The organism is Dietzia sp. DQ11-71, from assembly GCF_014144995.1.
Classification (GTDB): Bacteria; Actinomycetota; Actinomycetes; order Mycobacteriales; family Mycobacteriaceae; genus Dietzia; species Dietzia kunjamensis.
Window position 1 is genome coordinate 1 of the sequence record NZ_JAALDT010000421.1, and the last position, 2,205, is coordinate 2,205.

Annotated in this window: 1 protein-coding gene; it reads left to right on the forward strand. The window is 69.3% G+C overall.

The annotated features are described in order from the left end of the window. Positions 1–248: 248 nt before the first annotated feature. On the forward strand, positions 249–2,205 hold a 1,957-nt coding region (gene ftsH / locus G6023_RS13690; protein WP_182636026.1), incomplete at its 3' end, for an ATP-dependent zinc metalloprotease FtsH.

Consider the following 2,205-nt stretch of genomic DNA (forward strand, 5'->3'; position numbering starts at 1 on the left):
CCGGTCGAAAGCCGCGTCGAGGGTGGCCAGCGCGCCGACGGCACCGGTGCGTACGGCCTCGGCGGTCTCGGCGGCGGAGAGGGGGTCGGTGGTCACGGCCATGATCGTACGACCCCGGCGGTGTCCGCCCATGGCGATCATCACGGTGGGAGGCCCCGCTCGGCGGGTAGCCTGGGGCGATACCGACGAAGTCGGATGCACGACCGGGCCCGTCGACCGGCTGGGCCGTCCTTCCACACGAGGACCGAATGGAACGCAAGAGCAATACCGTCTTCCGCAACGTCGCGATCGCGGGCGTGATCATCCTGGCGATCGTCGGCTTCTCGTTCTTCACGGGCGATGACCGTGACTACGCCGAGGTCGACACGTCGGTGGCCTTGGCGCAGGTCGACGCGGGGAACGTGAAAGAGGCGCTGATCGAGGACCGGGAGCAGCAGCTCCGGCTCACGCTCGAGACCCCGATCGCCCCGGAGGACGGTGCGGACGAGACCGACAAGCTCCTCGCCAAGTACCCGGAGCGGGCGGCGGACCAGGTCTTCGACCGGGTGGCCGCGGCGGAGCCGGAGAAGTACGACACCGCGGTCAACCAGCAGGGTTTCCTGTCGCAGATGCTCTCGTTCCTGCTGCCGATGCTCATCCTGTTCGGGTTGTTGTTCTACTTCATGTCCCGCATGCAGGGCGGTAAGGGCGGACTGTTCGGCGTGGGCAAGTCGCGCGCCGTGGAGTTCACCAAGGACATGCCCCAGACCACGTTCGCCGACGTCGCGGGTGAGGACGAGGCGGTCGAGGAACTCAACGAGATCAAGGACTTCCTCCAGAACCCGGCGCGCTACGAGCGTCTCGGCGCCAAGATCCCGCGCGGTGTGCTGCTCTACGGCCCGCCCGGAACGGGTAAGACCCTGCTGGCCCGCGCGGTCGCGGGTGAGGCCGGGGTGCCGTTCTACTCGATCTCGGGTTCGGATTTCGTCGAGATGTTCGTCGGTGTCGGCGCCTCGCGGGTGCGTGACCTGTTCGAGAAGGCCAAGCAGAACGCGCCCTGCATCGTGTTCGTCGACGAGATCGACGCGGTGGGCCGGCACCGTGGCTCGGGCACCGGCGGCGGCCACGACGAGCGTGAGCAGACGCTCAACCAGCTGCTGGTCGAGATGGACGGGTTCAGCGACCGCGAGACCGTCATCATGATCGCCGCGACCAACCGCCCGGACGTACTCGATCCGGCGCTACTGCGGCCGGGGCGTTTCGACCGCCAGGTCCCGGTGACCAATCCCGACCTCAAGGGTCGCGAGGCGATCCTCGCCGTGCACTCCGCGGGCAAGCCGCTGGCCGAGAACGTCAACATGACCTCGCTGGCCAGGCGCACGATCGGGATGTCGGGCGCGGACCTGGCCAACGTGCTCAACGAGGGCGCCCTGCTCGCGGCCCGGCTGGGTCGCGACGAGATCGACATCGACATCCTCGAGGAGGCCACCGACCGGGTGGTGGGCGGCCCCCGCCGCAAGCACCGGGTGATCAGTGAGCACGAGAAGAAGGTCACCGCGTACCACGAGTCCGGCCACGCGCTGGCGGCGTGGGCGATGGAGGACCTCGAGCCCGTCCACAAGGTCACCATCCTCGCGCGTGGGCGCACCGGTGGTCACGCACTGGTGGTCCCCGAGGACGACAAGTCCTTGATGACCCGGGCGGACATGATCGCCCGCGTCGTCATGGCGATGGGTGGCCGCGCCGCCGAGGAGTACGTCTTCGGCGAGCCCACCTCGGGCGCCAGCTCGGATATCGAGCAGGCCACCCGGATCGCGCGGACGATGGTCGCCGAATACGGCATGAGCGCGAAGCTCGGTGCGGTGAAGTACGGCGGCGAGGGCGGGGACCCGTTCCTCGGCCGCGGCGGTTCCGCGGCGGGGGAGTACTCGCCGGAGGTCGCCAAGATCATCGACGACGAGGTGCGCCGCATCATCGACTCGGCCCACACCGAGGCCTGGCAGGTCCTCGAGTCCAACCGCGACATCCTCGACGCGGTCGCGGGCGAGCTCCTCGAGAAGGAGACCCTGCGGCAGGACGACCTCGAGAGGCTGTTCGCCGACGTGGTCAAGCGGCCGCGGATCACCGAGTTCGACGACTTCGGTGGACGCATCCCGTCGGCCCGTCCGCCCATCAAGACCCCGGGGGAACTGGCCAGGGAGCGTGGCGAGCCGTGGCCCCCGCCGG